This window comes from Mesorhizobium sp. M0522 (genome assembly GCF_040321085.1).
Classification (GTDB): Bacteria; Pseudomonadota; Alphaproteobacteria; order Rhizobiales; family Rhizobiaceae; genus Mesorhizobium.
The window spans coordinates 1-13,138 of the sequence record NZ_JAMYQW010000032.1; the positions used below are offsets into that span (position 1 = coordinate 1).

Here is a 13,138-nt window from a genome sequence, read left to right on the forward strand (position 1 = left end):
GTCTCATCCCCAGCCTCCGTTCGCTGAAGATCAAACCGGACAACTCGTCTGCTACCTAACCCGGACAACTCATCTGCTTACGACACGCGCCAATTCGCCTCTTGCCGCGCCGGTGGGTGACACCCTAGAGTCTGTCCAGGGACCATGTTGCCGTCGTGCATATCGAGGTTGGGAGTTTTGCCGTGGGTGTCGTTCTCAACCTTGAAAACGGGAAGCGCGAAGCCGCCTCGATAAAGGACCTCATCGACCTGACCGCGGCCGACATGGGGCGCGTCAACAAATTGATCCTGTCGAAGGCCGGCTCCGATGTCGAGATGATTCCGGAGATAGCCAACCATCTGATCTCGTCGGGCGGCAAACGGCTGCGGCCGATGCTGACGCTCGCCGCCGCCCAGATGTTCGGCTATTCCGGCGACGGCCATGTCAAGCTCGCCACATCGGTCGAATTCATGCATACCGCGACACTTCTCCACGACGACGTCGTCGACGAAAGCGGCATGCGGCGCGGCAAGAAGACGGCGCGTATGATCTGGGGCAACCAGGCCAGTGTTCTGGTCGGTGATTTCCTGCTCGGCCAAGCCTTTCGCATGATGGTCGATGTCGGCTCGCTTGAAGCGCTCGATATCCTGTCGAGCGCGGCCTCGGTCATCGCCGAAGGCGAGGTGATGCAGCTCGCTGCCGCAAAAAACCTCGAGACCACCGAGGATGAGCATTTCGCGGTGATCCAGGCCAAGACCGCGGCGCTGTTTTCGGCCGCCGCCGAGGTCGGCCCGGTCATCGCTCAGGCGACGCGCAATGATCGCGCAGCACTCCGCTCCTACGGCATGAATCTCGGCCTTGCCTTCCAGCTGATCGATGACGCGCTGGATTACGGCGGCACCAGCAAGGACCTCGGCAAGAATGTCGGCGACGATTTCCGCGAGGGCAAGGTCACGCTGCCGGTGATCCTCGCCTATCGGCGCGGCACCAAGGCCGAGCGCAGCTTCTGGAAACGCGCCATCGAGGACAATGCCGCCGACGATGCCGGGCTGGAGAAGGCCATCGGCCTGATGCTCCGCCACGGCGCAATTGCAGACACCATCGGGCGCGCCCGCCATTTCGGCGAGATCGCCCGCGACGCGCTGGCGCCGCGCGAGGCGACGCCGCAGAAATCGGCGCTGATCGACGTCATCGATTTCTGCATCAGCCGGGTGAATTGACAGGCTTCGCGGAGCGAGGCCGGGACGCCGCCTGTTCTCATCGCGCCTTTGCCGGAAGCACCATTGCTGCCAGCAGGCTAACGACGATGCCCGCCGCCGCGAGCCAGAAGGCGACCTGGATGCCGTCGGCGACGGCAATTTTCAACGCATTGCCGGACAATTCGCCGATTTGGCTGTTCGCAATCGCAATCAGCACGGCCATGCCGATGGCGTTGCCGACATTGAGCGTCGTCGAAGCCATCCCCGAGGCGACGCCTTGCTGGTCATGGGCAACGCCGGAAGCGGCGGCAATCCACATTGCGGTCCAGACGATGCCTTGTCCGACGCCGGAGACGATCAGGCCAGGTACGAGGGCCAGATAGCTGCTGTCGGCAGTCGCGCCTGATACCATCAATGCTGTGCCGACCGCGCCGACGATCATGCCGCCGACCACGGTGCTGCGCGTCGAAAAGCGCGTTGCCAGACGCTCGCCGGCTTGCGTGCCGGTGGCGATGGCGACCGACGGAACGAGAAAGGCGAGGCCCGTCTGCAAGGCAGTGAAGCCGTGCACGTTCTGCAGCAGCACGGTGAGGAAGTAGGGCAGCGCGCCGAAAGTGGCCATGTAGAGGAAGGTTATCGTCATGCCGGCGACAAGGCTGCGGTTGTGGAACAGGCGCAGCGGCATCAGCGGGTCGGCGCTGTTGGCCTCGATCACGGTGAAGGCGATCAGAAACAATGCCGCCAGCAGCGCGCTGGCGATGATTGCGCCAGAGCCCCAGCCATATCCGGGCCCCTGAACCAGTGTGAAGACAAGCAGCGTCGCGCCGGCAGTGACGGTCAGTGCGCCCGGCAGATCGAAGCTGCGCTGCTCGTGCCGCTTGCGATCGCGCGGGATGATGGCGAAAGCCGCGACGATGGCGATCCCGGCCAGCAGCACGTTGACGTAGAAGACCGACGGCCAGCCGAAGGCGCTGGTCAGAAACCCGCCGGCAAGCGAACCGAGCGTCAGGCCGCTGGCGCCCGCGCCGCCCCAGACGGCGAGCGCCCGGTTGCGTTCCGGCCCTTCGGCGAACAGGCGGTTGATCAGCGACAACGTCGCCGGAAACAGGAACGCGGCGCCGATGCCTTGTACGGCGCGGGCCGCGATGATGATTTCCGGCGACCAGGCGAGGCCGCCGACCAGAGATGAGAGCGCGTAGAGCCAGAGCGCGAAGATGAAAACGCGGCGCTGGCCGATCAGGTCGGCGGCCCGGCCGCCGAACAGCAGGAAGCCGCCGGTGAACACGGTGTAGGCACTGACAACCCACTGCAGGGTCTGGCCTGAAAATCCGAGGCCGGCGCCGATCTCCGGCAGCGCCACGAAGACGATGTTGAGGTCGAGCGAGATGATGAGCTGCGCGAAGGCGAGGAGCGCCAGCGTTGCGCCATGTTTCGCCCTGCTTGCTCCCTGCGTTATCGCCCCGAGCGGCGCGCCTTGATCGAGTGAACTCATGCCGGACTCCTTGTCGACAATTATTTAATGATCGACAAAGAATTGAGATTTGCAATCCGAAGTCAAGCGGATTATTTGTTGATCGACAAAAATTGGAGGTCGCAATGGCGGGAAGGCCAAGGGAGTTCGACCGCGACCAGGCGCTGGAGAAAGCCCGGGACGCTTTCTGGAGGCGCGGCTACGAGGGCACCTCGATGGCCGATCTCGTATCGGCGCTTGGTCTCGCATCGGCGCGCATCTATGCCGCCTTCGGCTCGAAGGAGGATCTGTTTCGCGAAGCGGTGGCGCTTTACGAGGCCAATGAGGGCGGCTTTGCCACGCGCGCGCTGCAGGAAGAACCAAATGTCCGGCGCGTCATCGAGCGCATGCTTCGCGACGCCGTAGAAATTTATACGAGGCCGGGGCGGCCGCAGGGCTGCATGGTGGTGACGGCCGCCACCAATTGCGCCGTCGAAAATGACGCCGTGCTGCAATGGCTGGCGGAGCATCGGCTGGCGCGTACCGCATCGATCGTCGAGCGATTGAAAAAGGCCGTGCGCGATGGCGAATTGAAGCCGGATACCGACGGCGAGACGCTGGGTGACTATTACGCCACGCTGATGCACGGCCTTTCGGTGCAAGCACGCGACGGTGTGCCGAAAAAGCGGCTGCACGATCTTGTCACCGTCGCCATGCAGGCGCTCGACGCAAGCCTTTCGCAAGCGCCCTGAGGTTCGGGGCCGTGACGCCTCATTTGCCGGCTTGTTCGGCGGCCCTTCTGGGATTGACCTCCGGCGTCGGCGGGTCGGGTATTTCGGTGGCGACAGGCTTTGGTGGTTCCGGCTCCGTTGCCGGCGCTTCCGGGCCAGCCTTGCCGAGCGCAACCGAGATGCCGAACACCTTCCATTGGCGCTCGACCGGCGCGAACAGAAGCTCGAAATTGACCTGCATCGGCACCGAGGGAAAGAAACCGGCCATATGCAGCATGCCGTTGGGCTCGATCTGCGGCAGCAGCGTCAATTGCGGCTCCAGCACCGCGACGCCGCCGAGGTCGATGCCGTCATTGCGGTGGCCGGCGAAGATCTCGGCAAGCTTGGCGGCATTGTTGGCCTGGAAGCCCGGCGCGCCAAGATCGCGCAGCACCGTATAATTGCCGGTTTTGTTGGCCTGGTCGAGCGCCAGCACCGAGGTGCGCACCAGGATCAGCACGCCGTTGCGGTCGATATTGGCCGGCTTCGGCGTTTGCGGCTTGGCGGATTTCTGGCTTTTCGACGTTTGCGCCAGGGCAGGCGGGACAAGCAGCGGAACGGCCGTCGCCAGCGCGAAGGCTGCCAGCAACATTCCGCCTGCCGATCGAACCGATCCCGGCAGCATTGGGCTCATGCGGGCTGCATCAGTTGAGTGTCCACGATGCGCCGACGCTGACGCCGACATCGCCGCGGTTTGTCGAGGCCGACACGGCGGCGTTGAGGCGGAAATCCAGGCTCGTGCTATAGCCGAAACCGAGCGCCAGGCCCGACTGGCCCTTGAAATGCCCAAAGCCGCCGGCCAGCGACAGTTTGCCGGGCCTGTCGTCGTAACGCAGTCCCGCCGTCGCCAGGGCAAGCGCTGTTCCGGCGCGGGCTTCCGAGCGGTTTTCGCTGACCTGCTCGCCAAGATCCTGCAAGCCGCCCTCCAGCGCACCGACACGGCCGTCGAGCAAGGCGATGTTGGTCTCGTTGATCGTGGTGCGGCTGTCGAGGCTGAAGATCTGCGCGGTGTGCAGGTTGAGCATGTTGGTGTTGTCGGTGATACGGGTCTCGTGATCGGCGAGCTGTGCCGTGTGACCGCTTACCGTGGTGTTGAGCGCCGCGATCTGGGTGGTGTGGGCTGCAACGTCGTCGACCAGCCCTTCGATCTCATCGATGTTGACGGAGGCCGTCGCCAGATTGCCTGCCGCGTCGGACGTCACCAGGTACTTTGTTCCGCTCTGTGCGTCCTTGCTGGCCTGACTGCTGACGCCCGCGAGCGTGTAGGTGGCGCTGCTGTTGCCGATAGCCACCTGATTGGCGCGTGTCGTGGTCACACCCTGGCCTATGGCGACTGAGTCGGAAAAGTTGGCCTCTGCGTGATTGCCGAGCGCTATGGCATTCTCCGCATTCGCCTTGGCGTTGGTGCCAAGCGCAGTGGCACCGGCCTGGTTCGGGCCTCCCGCGCCAGCCTCAGCATGGGCGCCGATCGCCGTTGTACCTGGATTATCATGGTTGACGATATAGCCGGCCTGTGCCCCCACGCCAACAGCGGTGCTGGACTGTCCATAAGAACGGGCAGTAACTCCGACCGCAGTAGCCAAGATGCCATCGGCGTGGGCGGCGGAGCCGCACGCCATGCCTAGCGCTGGAGCTGTAGCGCCGTCACCGCCACCGCCTACCTCCTCGCATACAAAGGCGCTTGCCGGTGTCGGAGCAAAGGCCAGGCAGAGGGCTGCCGTGACGACTACGCTCCCGGCGACGGGCACGCAGATGGCCGACATTCGTCCAATGCTCTTTCGCGCATAAGCCTGCATCGCAATCAATCCCCTTTTCGCCGGCCGCGCCGAGCGCGTTTCCAAAGTCTGTCATCAATGGATCAGAGACTGCATGGAACCGGCGCGCTTCGGACAGTCGGAAAATGCCTACAGTTCATCGAAAAATCCCTGTTTTTGCAGCGGTTCCAGTCCTGGCTGTTGCAGTCTTGCAACATCAGAACCGGTCGGCTGACCGCGATCACGGGAATGGCCTCGCGCTTTTCAGCAAGGCCATCAGTTGGCTTTGGCGGTTGGTTCCGGTTTTTCGATGGATACGTTCGAGATAGGTACGGGCCGATTTGACGGCGATGCCGATTTCAATGGCCGCTTCCTGCACGGAACGGCCCGAAGCAAGCGCGGTGGCGAGCCGGGCTTCCGCCGGCGTCAGGTCGAACAGGCCGGAAAGAATGCTGGGCGAGGGGCCGGTCGCGCCGATGCCGACGACGGTTGCCGCGACGAGAATATCGGCGCCCGAAAAAATGTCATGCGCGGCGCCGCGCAGCGGCAAAAGGTGGACGATCAGGGCCGGCCGCCCCTTCCTGGCCGGAACCGGGATGGACCGCACGACGCGGTTGTCCTGGTTGTGCGCAACGGCCTGTTGGAAAAGCGCGTTTGCCGGTCCATCCGCAAGTGCCATGCCCCCATGGGCCAAGGCAACGAACACGTCAGCCATGTCTTCCAGAAGGGGGTTGGCCGTCAGCACGCGGCCCGATCCGCTCATGACCGCCGCCGGCAGCCCGATTTCGCTCAGAATGGACACGGCGGTCTTGGCCCGCTCCAGACCGAGCCGTCCGGCGACAAGGCCGGCCCGCGCAAAATGCGGCCGCAGCCCGTTCAGCAGCTCGATCGCGGCCTGATCATGCTTCTCGTCCTTCAGCCAGCGCGGGAAGGCGAGCAGTACAAGCTCTCCGCTGGGCATGGAAATCGACGTGAAGACAGGCGATGTGACGCCGAACCTTCTTGCGCGTGCATCAACCGGATCGCGCTCTATCTCTTCGCCGGTCATGAGATCGTCGATCCGCACAAAACCTGCGGGCTGGGTGCTGCAGGTTCGCTGCACGCCCTCGGATAAGTTCCAGTTGTCTCCAGCCATGAACTCGTCGAGCAGCGGCTGGAGATGCGCATTGCCAATGGCGCGAAGCGGCAAATGGTCGTTGATCATGAAGATCGCACCGCCCGCCGAGCGCGAGATCGCACTGGTTGCCTCCAATGCATTCGGCCACAGCTCGGCGGCGAACGCTGCTTCGTAGATACGATCGACGATGGCGAAGGCTTCTTCGTCGCGCGGCACTTCCAGCATCGGCGCCCCCATGGCTGGCGAAGCAAGAATTGAAATCTCATCCTGCCACGCAAAGTTGCATGGCGGAAGCTTTCAACCGCTGGCGCTTATGGATCGCTTACGGCGTCGGGAAATAGCACCGCGCAGGCACCGCCAAAGCGGACGCCACGCGGTCAAGGGTCGCAGTTCAGGCCCTTTCGGCATGGTTTATTAATTGCTTGACCCGATTGTGAATTCGGGCCGGGTTGAAGCACGACCCCAAAAAGGCCATGCTTTACCTGTAAAGATCTACGGCGATCCCGCTGACGCGGAGATGGCGTTTGGCTGAAAGGGATATGATGCGGCAAGGATATGCGCGCTGGCTGACGGGGCTGGCAATCGCGACGGGCATGGCGATCTCGGCTTTGCCGGCGCATGCCAAACAGACTGCCGAGCCGGTCAGGATCACATCCTTCTCGGGGGCCTATCTTGCCGCCAGGATTGCCGACGGCGACAACGACCTCGACAGCGCCATTTCCTATTACAAGCAGGCGCTTGCGTTCGATCCGAACGATACGGGACTGCAGCAGAGCCTGATGCTGTCGCTGATCGCGCAGGGGCGCTTCGACGAATCCCTGGTCTATGCCGACAAGCTCAAGGCGGTTCCCGATGTCGAGCGCTTCTCGCGCCTGGCGCTGGCCATCGATTCCTTCCACAAGAAGGATTTCTCCAAGGCCGAATACTGGCTCAAGCTGTCGCTCGAATCCGATCTCGACCGGCTGATCTCCGGCGTCATGACCGGCTGGGCCAAGCAGGGTGCGGGTGACGCCGGCGAGGCCATGGCTTCCATCGACAAGCTGCAAGGCCCCGACTGGTTCAGCCTGTTCAAGTCCTTCCACCGTGCCTTGATTGCCGACGCCTCCGGCCTGCCCGACAGGGCGGATGCGCTCTACACCGCCACCGTGCAGGACACGGCCGCCGGCGGTGCGGCCCCCGAAACATGGATGCGCAACGCGCAGGCCTACGCCTCTTTCCTCGCCCGCAAAGGCGACAAGGCCAAGGCGCTGTCGGTGCTCGACAAGGCCGAGGCGTTTGCGCCCGGCAAGGTCGAGATTGCGGCCCTTCGCGACAAGATCAACAAGGGCGAAAAGATCGAGCCCTTCGTTGCCGGTCCGTCGGACGGCGCCTCGGAAATCCTGCTCGATCTCGCCACCGCGCTCAACCGCGGCGGCGGCGAGCCGTTCGTGCGGCTTTATCTGCAATATGCCCTGGCGCTACGGCCCGACAACGACGCGGCGCTCGTTCAGCTTGCCGCCGTTGCCGAGCAGTTGAAGGACGGCGAGGGTGCCATCGCGCTCTATCGCCGCATTCCCGCCGGCTCGCCGCTGAAGGAGCTTTCGGACCTGCAGCTTGGCCTCAACCTTGCCGATCTCGACCGCAACGACGAGGCGATCACTCACCTCAAGGCCATCGTCGATGCGCATCCAGACGACATGCGCGCCTATCTGGCGCTCGGCGGCGTCTATTCCTCGAAGGAGGATTTCCGCTCCGCCGCCAATCTTTACGACAAGGCGGTCGAGGTGCTGAAGACGCCGACCGCCGCCAACTGGAACATCTTCTACCAGCGCGGCATCGCCTATGAGCGGCTGAAGGAATGGCCGAAGGCCGAGCCGAATTTCCGCAAGGCGCTGGAGCTCTACCCCGACCAGCCGCAGGTTCTGAACTATCTCGGCTATTCCTGGGTCGACAAGAACATGAACCTCAAGGAAGGCCTCGCGATGATCCAGAAGGCCGTCGACCTGAGGCCGAGCGACGGCTACATCGTCGATTCGCTGGGCTGGGCCTATTACCGCCTGGGCCAGTTCGACGACGCGGTGCGCGAAATGGAACGCGCCGTTTCGTTGAAGCCGGAGGATCCGGTGCTCAACGATCACCTCGGCGACGTCTACTGGCGCGTTGGCCGCAAGCTGGAAGCCACCTTCCAATGGAACCAGGCCCGCGACCTGAAGCCGGACCCGGATGTGCTTGCCGCCTTGCAGCAAAAGCTGATGAAGGGCCTGCCGCCGATCGAATCCAACACGGCGCAGGAAACCCCGAACGTAAAGCCCGTGCCGGCGCCCGAGCCGAAGGGCTGACCCTTCTTTCCTTCTCCCCTTGTGGGAGAAGGTGGATCGGCGCGCAGCGCCGAGACGGTTGAGGGGTGTCGGACGGATTGCCGTCGGTGCCAAGCTGGAACACCCCTCATCCGACCGAGCTTCGCTCGGCCACCTTCTCCCACAAGGGGAGAAGGGAACACCTTCAAAGGCCTGACCCCCTCTGCCTTGACGCTTGCTGGCCAGGCATCTAGGACGTGCCGGCATCCCGCCTTTCCCGCCGGAGGCCGCCGTGACCGTTGATATCCCTGCCCACATGCACCCCAGCCGCTCGTTCCAGGGGCTGATCCTGACCTTGCATAATTACTGGGCGGACTATGGCTGCGTCGTCCTCCAGCCTTACGACATGGAAGTCGGCGCCGGCACCTTCCATCCGGCAACGACATTGCGCGCGCTCGGCCCAAAACGCTGGAACGCGGCCTATGTCCAGCCCTCGCGCCGCCCCAAGGACGGCCGCTATGGCGAGAACCCGAACCGGCTGCAGCACTATTACCAATACCAGGTGATCCTGAAGCCCAATCCGCCCAATCTGCAGGAGCTTTATCTCGGCTCGCTGGCCGCGATCGGAATCGATCCGCTGCTGCATGACATCCGCTTCGTCGAGGACGACTGGGAAAGCCCGACGCTGGGCGCCTGGGGGCTGGGCTGGGAGTGTTGGTGCGACGGCATGGAGGTGTCGCAGTTCACCTATTTCCAGCAGGTCTGCGGCATCGAATGCGCACCGGTGGCGGGCGAGCTCACTTACGGGCTGGAACGGCTGGCCATGTATGTGCAGGGCGTCGACAATGTCTACGACCTCAACTTCAACGGCCGCGAAGGCGCCGACAAGGTGACCTATGGCGACGTCTTCCTGCAGGCCGAGCAGGAATATTCGCGCCACAATTTCGAATTTGCCAACACCGCGATGCTGCTGCGCCATTTCGAGGACGCCGAAGCCGAGTGCAAGGCGCTGCTCGAAGCCGGCGCGCCCATCTCCCCCCTTGAGGGGGAGATGCCCGCGAAGCGGGCAGAGGGGGTCGCCTCGGAAGGCACCGCAGGCCAGGCGTCGAGCACTGCACGAGCGACCCCTCCCGGCCAGACCTTGTCTGGCCACCTTCCGCTCAAGGGGGAGGGATATCACCGCATGGTCTTCCCAGCCTACGACCAGTGCATCAAGGCCAGCCACGTCTTCAATCTGCTCGACGCACGCGGCGTCATTTCGGTCACCGAGCGCCAGAGTTATATTTTGCGGGTGCGCAATCTGGCCAAGGCCTGCGGCGAGGCGTTTCTGCTGACGCAGGCGGGCGGAATGGCCGCTTAGCTCCAGGCGGTTTCGGCAGGGGCACTGATTGGCAACGTGCCTTGGCCGCTTGCACCGGCTATTGTCCGCAGCGCTTGCCTGACGCCGGGCATCGAGAACGTGCCGTGCACCTGCGCTGTAAAACAGGCGCTGAGCGCGAGGATCTTCAGGAATGTCGATGCCGTTTTCATGCTCGTTCAGCCAATAGCTCTCTGCCTGAGCGTTGGTCGCTTCAGCGCTGCGTTCGGTTCATGGAAATCTTTGATCCAAGGACGGGCGGACCGGCGTGTGTCCGACAGGCGGCTGAATTTTTTCGGAATTCGCCGTTAGATGTTCCGATCGCGCAGGCCCGATCTTGCTGGGAAGGGTGACAGCAGCCGACCGAGTTGCTATGCCCCGCTTACCTTCGCCTCGATGGGGGAGGACGCCGCGAAGCGGCGGCTGTTTCTTGTCGCGTGAGCTCTTTCAATGCCTGACCTGCTTCTAGAACTTCGTTCCGAGGAAATCCCCGCTCGCATGCAGCGCAAGGCGGCCGGCGACCTCCGAAAGCTGTTGACCGACGGTCTGGTCGAAGCCGGGCTGACCTATGAGGCGGCGCGCGAATATTGGACGCCGCGCCGGTTGGCGCTCGACATCCGCGGCCTGACCGCCCGCTCGAAGGACATCAGCGAGGAGATCAAGGGGCCCTCGACCAAGGCCCCCGAGCAGGCGGTGCAAGGTTTTCTGCGCAAGGCCGGCCTTGCCTCGATTGCCGAGGCGCATGTTCATTCCGATCCGAAGAAGGGCGACTTCTACGTCGCCCATATTTCCAGGCCGGGCAGGCCGGCGGAGCAGATCATCGCCGAGCTGGTGCCGGGCATCATCCGCAATTTCCCCTGGCCGAAATCGATGCGCTGGGGGCCGGCTTCGGCCAAGCCCGGCTCGCTGCGCTGGGTGCGGCCGCTGCAATCGATCCTGTGCACCTTCGGCCCCGAAACCGAGGAGCCGGTGGTCGTCGATTTCGAGATCGACGGCATCCGCTCCGGCAACGTCACTTACGGTCACCGTTTTCATGCGCCGGGCACCATCACGGTGCGCCGCTTTGACGATTATGTCGCCAAGCTTGAGGCGGCCAAGGTCGTGCTCGATGCCGACAGACGCAAGGAGATCATTCTTGCCGATGCCAGGAACCTCGCCTTCGCCAGCGGGCTCGACCTCGTCGAGGACGAGGGGCTGCTGGAGGAAGTGTCGGGCCTGGTCGAATGGCCCGTCGTGCTGATGGGCGAATTCGAGCAGGATTTTCTGGCCATTCCGGCCGAGGTGATCCGGCTCACCATCCGCGCCAACCAGAAGTGTTTCGTGACGACGCGCCAAATCTCCCCCCTCGAGGGGGAGATGTCGCCGAAGGCGACAGAGGGGGTCGCCTCGCGTGGATCGGCGGCATCCCCTGTCCGCGATAGGGAGTCGCGTCAGGTCGTGCCGACCCCCTCTGGCCTACCGGCCATCTCCCCCTCAAGGGGGGAGATCAGCCAATCGCCGCTCTCCAACCGCTTCATCCTGACCGCCAATATCGAGGCCAAGGATGGCGGCAAGGAGATCGCCCATGGCAACGGCAAGGTGGTGCGCGCGCGCCTGTCCGACGCGCTCTATTTCTGGAAGACCGACCAGGGCGACCTGCCGGATCTCGACCAGCTGCAGGCATCGGCGCAAAAGTTCGGACTCGACCTCAACAAGCCACTCGACCAGCGCATGGCCCGCCTCGACCACCTCAATGTAACGTTTCATGCCAAGCTCGGCACGCAAGGCGAGCGGGTGGAGCGGATTGCCAGGTTGGCCGAAGAACTAGCACCAATCGTGGCGCGCGCAATCTCCCCCCTTGAGGGGGAGATGGCCGGCAGGCCAGAGGGGGTCGCTTCGCGTGAAGCGCCGGCGTCCTCTGTCCAAAATAGGAAGCCGCATCAGGACGTGCCGACCCCCTCTGTCGCCTTCGGCGACATCTCCCCCTCGAGGGGGGAGATTATCGCGCTCGCGCGCCGCGCCGCCGTGCTCGCCAAGGCCGACCTCACCACCGAGGTGGTCGGCGAGTTCCCGGAACTGCAAGGCGCCATGGGCCGCAAATACGCGCTGCTGCAGGGCGAGCATCCATCAGTCGCCGCCGCCATCGAGGAGCACTACAAGCCGCAGGGCCCGTCCGATCGCGTGCCGACCGATCCGGTGTCGGTGGCCGTGGCGCTTGCTGACAAGCTTGATACGCTGGTCGGGTTTTGGGCCATTGATGAAAAGCCCACCGGATCGAAGGACCCGTTTGCGCTGCGTCGTGCAGCACTGGGAGTGATCAGAATCTTGGTCGAGAATGAGGTCCGATTGGAGATTGCTATGCAGTTTATCCGTTCAGGGCGTCATCTAATGGCGCAACTGCTTCAAAAGGAGGCCGGCAAAGCCGAGGCTCGGCTTGCACCCATGCGAGCAATGGAAGAACTGTCCGGAAAAGGCTTGTTGAGCCAACTGACCAGCCTATCCGAACGCGCCTCTCAACTGATGTTTAGCGACGCCGATGTACCGCCTCAGGATTGGGAGATTGATCGCGCCCGCGACCTCCTCGCCTTCTTCCACGATCGCCTAAAAGTCTATCTCCGCGATCAGGGCGCGCGGCATGATCTCATCGACGCCGTACTGGCGGCGGGCTCGCGCCCAATCTCCCCCCTAGAGGGGGAGATGTCGCCGAAGGCGACAGCGGGGGGCGCTGTCCCGCCGGCGTCTCATTCTGTCGCGCCCCCCTCTGCCCTGCCGGGCATCTCCCCCTCAAGGGGGGAGATCGGCCAATCGTCCAACGACGATCTCCTTCAAATCGTCCGCCGCGTCGAAGCGCTTGGCTCCTTCCTCGACAGCGAGGACGGCAGGAACCTGCTTGCCGGCACCAAGCGCGCGGCCAACATCGTGGCTGCCGAGGAGAAGAAGGCGACGGCGATTGCAAGCAGCGTTGAGCCGGCTCTGTTCCGGGAGGACGCCGAAAAAACCTTGTTCGCGGCGGTGAATCAGGCCGAGAGGCAAGCCGGCGAAGCAATTCAAAACGAAGACTTTTCCGCCGCCATGCTGGCGCTTAGCGTGTTGCGCGAGCCGGTTGATTCATTCTTTGAGAAAGTCCTCGTAAACGATGAGGACCAGGCGGTGCGCGCCAATCGCCTGGCATTGCTCGCCCGCATCCGCGCGGCGACCGACCGGGTCGCCGATTTCTCCAAGATAGCCGGCTGACGTCTGGGAAAAAATCATCGCTT

The 13,138-nt window shown here is 63.6% G+C and carries 10 protein-coding genes; 5 read left to right on the plus strand and 5 right to left on the minus strand.

Annotated features, from left to right (window positions below; translation table 11 throughout):
- Positions 1-182: 182 nt before the first annotated feature.
- A complete protein-coding gene (locus NKI58_RS26705) occupies positions 183-1,199 on the plus strand; it encodes a polyprenyl synthetase family protein (protein WP_352853954.1) in 1,017 nt (338 codons plus the stop codon).
- A gap of 37 nt (positions 1,200-1,236) precedes the next feature.
- On the opposite strand, the gene NKI58_RS26710 is transcribed toward NKI58_RS26705, so the two are convergent.
- Positions 1,237-2,670, minus strand: a complete 1,434-nt coding sequence (locus NKI58_RS26710; RefSeq protein WP_352790147.1) for an MFS transporter — start codon at positions 2,668-2,670, stop codon at positions 1,237-1,239.
- A gap of 104 nt (positions 2,671-2,774) precedes the next feature.
- On the opposite strand from NKI58_RS26710, the gene NKI58_RS26715 reads away from it, so the two are divergent.
- On the plus strand, positions 2,775-3,380 hold the full coding sequence (locus NKI58_RS26715) for a TetR/AcrR family transcriptional regulator (RefSeq protein WP_352790145.1): 606 nt from the start codon (positions 2,775-2,777) through the stop codon (positions 3,378-3,380).
- Positions 3,381-3,399: 19 nt separating this feature from the next.
- Here the strand turns inward: NKI58_RS26715 and NKI58_RS26720 are convergent, their stop codons facing one another.
- The 3 genes from NKI58_RS26720 to NKI58_RS26730 form a co-directional block, all read right to left on the minus strand.
- On the minus strand, positions 3,400-3,990 hold the full coding sequence (locus NKI58_RS26720; RefSeq protein WP_352790143.1) for a hypothetical protein: 591 nt from the start codon (positions 3,988-3,990) through the stop codon (positions 3,400-3,402).
- Between the two features lie 52 nt (positions 3,991-4,042).
- A complete protein-coding gene (locus NKI58_RS26725) occupies positions 4,043-4,921 on the minus strand; it encodes a YadA-like family protein (RefSeq protein ID WP_352825443.1) in 879 nt (292 codons plus the stop codon).
- 472 nt (positions 4,922-5,393) lie between these two features.
- Positions 5,394-6,494 (minus strand): helix-turn-helix transcriptional regulator, encoded by a 1,101-nt coding sequence (locus NKI58_RS26730; protein ID WP_352790138.1) that lies wholly within the window; start codon positions 6,492-6,494, stop codon positions 5,394-5,396.
- Between the two features lie 317 nt (positions 6,495-6,811).
- Between NKI58_RS26730 and NKI58_RS26735 the strand changes: the two genes are divergently transcribed.
- Both NKI58_RS26735 and NKI58_RS26740 read left to right on the plus strand, forming a co-directional pair.
- Positions 6,812-8,587: a tetratricopeptide repeat protein gene (locus NKI58_RS26735; protein WP_352790152.1), complete on the plus strand. Its 1,776-nt coding sequence runs from the start codon at positions 6,812-6,814 to the stop codon at positions 8,585-8,587.
- 274 nt (positions 8,588-8,861) lie between these two features.
- Positions 8,862-9,905 carry a glycine--tRNA ligase subunit alpha gene (locus NKI58_RS26740; protein WP_502897021.1) on the plus strand — a complete coding sequence of 348 codons (1,044 nt, stop codon included), beginning with the start codon at positions 8,862-8,864 and terminating at the stop codon, positions 9,903-9,905.
- Here the strand turns inward: NKI58_RS26740 and NKI58_RS26750 are convergent.
- On the minus strand, positions 9,902-10,075 hold the full coding sequence (locus NKI58_RS26750; protein ID WP_352593262.1) for a hypothetical protein: 174 nt from the start codon (positions 10,073-10,075) through the stop codon (positions 9,902-9,904). The genes NKI58_RS26740 and NKI58_RS26750 overlap by 4 nt on opposite strands.
- A gap of 277 nt (positions 10,076-10,352) precedes the next feature.
- Between NKI58_RS26750 and NKI58_RS26755 the strand changes: the two genes are divergently transcribed.
- Positions 10,353-13,115 carry a glycine--tRNA ligase subunit beta gene (locus tag NKI58_RS26755; RefSeq protein WP_352784163.1) on the plus strand — a complete coding sequence of 921 codons (2,763 nt, stop codon included), beginning with the start codon at positions 10,353-10,355 and terminating at the stop codon, positions 13,113-13,115.
- The last annotated feature ends 23 nt before the right edge of the window (positions 13,116-13,138 follow it).

Coding starts and splice junctions, on each gene's coding strand:
- NKI58_RS26740 (WP_502897021.1), top strand. CDS start 8,862: ATGCACCCCAGCCGCTCGTTCCAGGGGCTGATCCTGACCTTGCATAAT.
- NKI58_RS26735 (WP_352790152.1), top strand. CDS start 6,812: ATGCGGCAAGGATATGCGCGCTGGCTGACGGGGCTGGCAATCGCGACG.
- NKI58_RS26730 (WP_352790138.1), bottom strand. CDS start 6,494: ATGCTGGAAGTGCCGCGCGACGAAGAAGCCTTCGCCATCGTCGATCGT.
- NKI58_RS26710 (WP_352790147.1), bottom strand. CDS start 2,670: ATGAGTTCACTCGATCAAGGCGCGCCGCTCGGGGCGATAACGCAGGGA.
- NKI58_RS26755 (WP_352784163.1), top strand. CDS start 10,353: ATGCCTGACCTGCTTCTAGAACTTCGTTCCGAGGAAATCCCCGCTCGC.
- NKI58_RS26715 (WP_352790145.1), top strand. CDS start 2,775: ATGGCGGGAAGGCCAAGGGAGTTCGACCGCGACCAGGCGCTGGAGAAA.
- NKI58_RS26750 (WP_352593262.1), bottom strand. CDS start 10,075: ATGAAAACGGCATCGACATTCCTGAAGATCCTCGCGCTCAGCGCCTGT.
- NKI58_RS26720 (WP_352790143.1), bottom strand. CDS start 3,990: ATGTTGCTGGCAGCCTTCGCGCTGGCGACGGCCGTTCCGCTGCTTGTC.